We start from the raw sequence: 5485 nt of genomic DNA, 5'->3' as shown, positions 1-5485 counted from the left end.
GCTAATAAATCATTAACAAAGCTAAGATCTATGGCGGAATCTATTTGTTTAAGTATGTGATTATCCGGAATCATTTGGTATAATGCGGTATAGAAGCTGTTTTGTCTAAAGACGTTTTTAACTAACATAAAAAGCATACCTCCTTTAGTTAATTTTGTTTTCGCTAACCAAATTATACCACAGGAGGGTATGCTTTTTGTGCTTTAAATGGACTTTTTCAGTGATCTCGGACGGTTCTCTTGACACTCTTTATATACCTTCATCCGCAGTACCTGACGGCCTAGCCCGGTAATCTACAAAGGGAAAAACAGCAGCATTCGGGAAAGCTTTACGGCCCTGGACTGGCTGGCCAGACTTGTCACCCATATTCCCAATAAGGGGGAACAGCTGTTCAGGTATTACGGATACTATTCCAACAAGTCACGGGGAATGCGCAAAAAAACTGATATTGATATTAAAACGCCGGTGCCGGTTGATTCCGATATTACAAAAAAGGAACTCGCAGGAATTGGGCTCGTTTGATTCAAAAGGTTTATTATACCGCGACATTAAGGTGACCAAAGGGAACATCAGTAGTGCCCGCAGGGTGATCCGTTGCTTTGTCCAAAATGCTGTGGGCGAATGCGTATTTCTTTGATCAAGTATGTTCATTCCTGCCAAAATGCATTGGTAAAACTGGGACTTGGATATGCCTTATGGTGTAGAGTTATGGAATTATTTTTCCCAAGGGGATAGTATAGAAGGGACGGTAAAACCGTTACAGAAAGTCAAAAAAAGTAACAGGAGGTAGTAGTTTGTGAGTATATCCATGCTCAAGATCACCCCTCATCTGGTTTTCAACGACCAAGCCGAGGAAGCGGCGCAGTTCTACGTCTCCGTTTTCAAAAACTCCGCGATTCTGAACAAAACGTACTATACCAAAAAAGGAGGAGCGTTTGCCAGCACGGTCCGTACGGTGAGATTTCATCTGGATGGACAAGAGTTAATCGCCGTTAACGGTGGACCATCCTTTACATTCAGTGACGGGGTATCGTTGTACGTCAATTGTGAAACGCAGGAAGAAATCGACGAGTTGTGGGAAAAACTATCCGCTGGTGGGATCAAGGAACGATGCGGCTGGTTGCGGGATCGATACGGTGTGTATTGGCAAATCAATCCCATGATTTCGTGGGAGATGGTAAATGATCCCGATCCTGAAAAAGCGCAGCGGGTGATGGACGCCATTGATGGCATGACAAAGATCGAGATTGAGACATTAAAACACGCTTATGTCGGCTCGGAGAAAAATGGGCAACTTTAAGGAGGATTCTATCGAATGGGCGAACTCATTATAACCATGCAAATGTCGTTGGACGGCGTTGTCTCACAAGAAGATCGCTGGATGTCGCTAAGCGAAGAAATTTTAGAAGACTACCTGGCGTACTACAAAACGGTAGCTGCGCTTCGTTTATGGCGAGGCCAAACTCTCATGGATCTACTCCTCACCTGCAGGTATCCATATGTTCCTTCGCAATAAGCATTTCACATTGCTACTTGGTCAATCATATGCCTGACACCAACCAATATAAAAATTAATACTTAAAAACGGCTTCGACTTTTGAAACGAAGTTAGAACAATTAGAAAAAAAGATCAAAACCGGTATCAGCGACCTAAACCACATTCAGATTACTAACGGCGTTCGGAAGAATCGCTCTACCGATGATTAACGGGATTCTTTTTACTCCATCTCTTTCCTGAGTTTTCCGGTCTCGTCCTTGTTACGTTCGAAGACCATAGCGGCATTCTTGATAAAGTCGCTCTTCCACTGGCTGAGCATCTATGGATTCAACTGGTACTTGCCGGCCACCTGGTTCAGGGTGGATTCTTCTCGTAGAAGTCCAAGTACGACACGACATTGACCTTAAATTCAGCTGTATAACGATTTCTCTTTTCCATGTTCTTAGTTTGGCTTATTTTTTGTCTCTGTGTGTCTCACTCCCTGAGAGCAGTATACTTTTTAATGTGCAATAATTGTATTACTTCCCTACTTATATTCAACTACTCAGGAAGATTTAATATTTAGTCAAAAAGGGCATTGGGTGAGAAACTGAAAAATACAATCGAAGCTATTCTTAACGATAGGAGGTGTTTAATATGCACGCATGGGAAGCAATACAAAAATCGGTGGATTATATTGAAACTCACACAACGGAAGAAATAAGTACCGAACAGCTTGCGGATATGGTTGGATTATCGCCCTATTATTTTCAAAGGTTGTTCAAGCGATTGGTCAAAAAGACGGTGTTTGAATACGTCAGGCTGCGCAGACTGGCGCAAGCCGCGCAGGACTTAAAAGACAGTAAGCGGATTGTAGACATTGCCTTGGAATACGGTTTTTCAAGTCATGCCAATTTTACAAGAGCGTTTAAGGAAGCCTATCACATTACGCCGGAAGAATACCGGTCAAATTCTATTCCCCTTAACCAAGTCATGAAACCAGATTTACAACTTAACTATATTTTGATAGACGAAAATGTACCCTTGATAGCCGATGGTATAGTCATAGAAATTACGCGGAAAAAACTGGCCCAACCGGAACTATACCTCGGCTTAACCGAACAGGTAATCATAGCTGATCAGATGCCGGTCGGTGAAGCTACAGGTATTGACACTCCTTTCATGTTGTGGGATCGCTTTCACAAGGTCAAGCCGGAGTTAAAAGAAATTTCTTCCGATGAAATTGAGCTTGGGGCCTCTATGATGGGCGATATGGAAAACGGTACATTCACCTATTTTGCGGGCGCTCCGGCAAGGGTTAAAGCCCCTGTTGCCGATGGACTTACAGCTTGGGAATTACCTGCGGCTGACTATATCGTTTGTTCGCTTGAAGCGGAAAGTCAAACCGAGCTTGTTACATCTGCGCTTGACAAGGCTATGAACTATCTTTTCAGCACATGGCTGCCCAATCACAAGTTGACAGCTCAACCATTTTCCGCAGAAAAGTATTACAAAAAAACCCCGGACGGTTTCTACATGGAAATATGGGTAAGCCCTGTTTCGCTCGCTGACGCAAACAAAAAGGAGCAAGAAACCGATGGGGTGGAGTAAACGCTATGACAGCGGAAACCAGCAGCAAAAACCGCTGAAAATCTCCACCTTACCCTTGACTTCACCGGGGGGAACGCAGGAAATGTATTTGCCAGAATTGCAAGTTTCGGGGCTAAACTAAATTTGACATTCCCATATCTATCTGTGGCTGAAAGAAAAACCAATAACTATCGTGTTTTTACGGAGCTACATGCATTGCAGATAAAAATATGCCGATGTTCTTTTGCTGGTCTGCCAAAGTTTTTACAATATCTATCTGCTAATAAATCATTAACAAAGCTAAGATCTATGGCGGAATCTATTTGTTTAAGTATGTGATTATCCGGGATCATTTGGTATAATGCGGTATAGAAGCTGTTTTGTCGGTGTCAACGGGGTGTCAACGGGACGGTTCTCTTGACACTCCAATTAAATACGATTATATAGATGATAGGTGGTAGGGATAGTGGGCTTAGGCAAGACAATTCGTGATTATCGCAAGCAGCGGGGACTTACCCTACAGGAATTGTCTAGCCAACTTTCTGTTTCTGCTTCTTTTCTTAGTGCAGTTGAACGAGAAACCAAAAAACCTTCCGTAGCAATGGTAAAAAAAATATCTGAAGTACTAAATATATCACCTACCTATCTTTTAGCTAGTGATACTGAACAAGTCTACGGGGAAAAAATTAGATTTATTAGACAAGGTAGAGGATTATCAATAGATGAGTTAGGCGAACTCTCAGGTATCGAACCCGAACTAATAAAGTCCTATGAAGAAGGTGTAACCCAGCCTGACATAGAATCATTATCTAAGCTAGCGGAAATTCTAAATGTAACAGTACGCTACTTTTTAGAGAAATCTGCAGATAAAATTTCTATCGGGGAACGGGTACGGCGGGAGAGAGAAAAACTTGCTTTAACAGGAGCATCTTTGGCAGATAAAGCAGGTATTAGTCCTGCTATGGTTAGTCAGATTGAAAATAATCAAGCTGATCCTTCATTAGATACTTTAGAAAGTATTGCTAATGCTTTAGGTGTTTCAGTATGCTACTTCTTGTTAGAACAGGAAGATGTGGAAAACTTATTATCATCATTAAACCCCGATGTATTATCTTCACTTAGTGATCCTAGAACCCAAGCAGTACTTAGAGCAGTTAGGGATTTTGATGCTGGTGAATTAAAATTCATCCTTAATTTTATACATTTTTTCAAACGCAATCGCATCTTATTAGATGATCACCCTAATCAACAATTTAAATAAAAATTTTTAAATTCGGCTACTATAATTTGGTAGCCGATTTTTTTATTTTAATAGCAGGAGTTTATAATAATCTGTCGAATGTTAATTTCATTAAATATAGGTTTATGTATTTTGAACCACGGTTTAATGTTCTTAGTTTTAAAAATTTTATATTTCCCTATAAATAAAGGTCGTAAAATTTTTTTAACCTTACATTTAATAATGGTTGATTTATTGTAAACCTATAACAAATTATTACGGAGATGGAGGCTAATTTAATGAAAAATAATTTAACATCTCAACAAATGGGTAAAATTAAAAATTTATTTGCTGATCGAGTTCGCTTCAATAAAGTTGAACGACTTGTTTATTCTCACGATATGGGCATGATGCCTGAACAAGTCCGAGCTCTTATACAATGTACACCAGATGCAATAGTTCAACCTATTAGCACTCAAGAAGTTATTAATATAATTAAAATAGCCCAAGAAGAAAAAATACCTATTGTTCCGAGGGGAGCTGGTAGTGCTGGTTTTGGCGGAAGTGTACCTGCTAAGGCTGGTATAGTAATTGATTTTGTCCGTATGAATAAAATTATTGATATAGATAAGGAGGATATGACAGCTACTGTAGAGTCTGGAGTAGTATGGCAAAATTTAGAAGGTGAATTATCTAAGCGTGGTTTAACACTAAGAACATATCCGTCTAGCTCTGACTCAACAGTTGGGGGTTGGGTTGCCCAAGGAGGTAACGGTTATGGAGGTTATGAATACGGAGATTTTCGTCAAAATATTGTTTCAGTAGATGTAGTATTACCTACTGGTGAATTAAAAAGTTTTTCGGGTTCAGAAATTGATAAAGTATACAGCCTATGTGGAATTACTGGGCTAATGTAACCGCTAAACTAAATTGGACAGAAAACAACAAATAAGAATGAACAGTATTTACCACAATCCTCCAAAAAGGCTATGATTGAGCTGGAAATAAAAACAGCTTTGATCATAGCAGAGGAGGAAGAAATGAACGTAGCAGAAGGGTGGAATATGTATTTAGATATCCAGGACCTAAAAGCCAAACATTTTAACATAAGTCAGATATCCCGGCGTTTGGATCTATCCCGAACAACAGTGTATAAATACCTGGACATGACTCCCGAGGAAATGGAACAGTTCCTGGAG

General features: G+C 40.1%; 7 protein-coding genes and 1 pseudogene. 7 read left to right on the top strand and 1 reads right to left on the bottom strand.

The features are described from left to right. Positions 1-291 precede the first annotated feature (291 nt). The 4 genes from AAV90_RS15695 to AAV90_RS02680 all read left to right on the top strand — a co-directional run bounded on the left by AAV90_RS15695 (position 292) and on the right by AAV90_RS02680 (position 3088). On the top strand, positions 292-522 hold the full coding sequence (locus tag AAV90_RS15695) for a transposase (protein ID WP_157609474.1): 231 nt from the start codon (positions 292-294) through the stop codon (positions 520-522). A gap of 274 nt (positions 523-796) precedes the next feature. Continuing rightward, positions 797-1300: a VOC family protein gene (locus tag AAV90_RS02695; protein ID WP_198142801.1), complete on the top strand. Its 504-nt coding sequence runs from the start codon at positions 797-799 to the stop codon at positions 1298-1300. Between the two features lie 15 nt (positions 1301-1315). Further along, positions 1316-1516, top strand: a complete 201-nt coding sequence (locus AAV90_RS15065) for a hypothetical protein (RefSeq protein ID WP_046495585.1) — start codon at positions 1316-1318, stop codon at positions 1514-1516. Positions 1517-2134: 618 nt separating this feature from the next. Beyond that, positions 2135-3088 (top strand): AraC family transcriptional regulator, encoded by a 954-nt coding sequence (locus AAV90_RS02680; RefSeq protein ID WP_046495582.1) that lies wholly within the window; start codon positions 2135-2137, stop codon positions 3086-3088. A gap of 218 nt (positions 3089-3306) precedes the next feature. On the opposite strand, the pseudogene AAV90_RS15785 reads toward AAV90_RS02680, so the two are convergent. Then, positions 3307-3420 (bottom strand): annotated as a pseudogene (locus tag AAV90_RS15785) (transposase); the annotation flags it as partial. 113 nt (positions 3421-3533) lie between these two features. Between AAV90_RS15785 and AAV90_RS02675 the strand changes: the two are divergent. The 3 genes from AAV90_RS02675 to AAV90_RS02665 all read left to right on the top strand — a co-directional run. Next, positions 3534-4328 carry a helix-turn-helix domain-containing protein gene (locus tag AAV90_RS02675; protein ID WP_046495580.1) on the top strand — a complete coding sequence of 265 codons (795 nt, stop codon included), beginning with the start codon at positions 3534-3536 and terminating at the stop codon, positions 4326-4328. 257 nt (positions 4329-4585) lie between these two features. Next, complete coding sequence (locus tag AAV90_RS02670; protein ID WP_046495577.1) at positions 4586-5203, top strand: FAD-binding oxidoreductase; 618 nt, start codon at positions 4586-4588, stop codon at positions 5201-5203. Positions 5204-5275: 72 nt separating this feature from the next. Continuing rightward, a partial coding sequence (locus tag AAV90_RS02665) for a helix-turn-helix domain-containing protein (protein WP_207642033.1) occupies positions 5276-5485 on the top strand: 210 nt, incomplete at its 3' end.

Origin of the sequence: Syntrophomonas zehnderi OL-4, assembly GCF_000983115.1 — a bacterium.
Lineage (GTDB): Bacteria > Bacillota > Syntrophomonadia > Syntrophomonadales > Syntrophomonadaceae > Syntrophomonas_B > Syntrophomonas_B zehnderi.
This window is presented reverse-complemented; position numbering and strand designations above follow the sequence as displayed.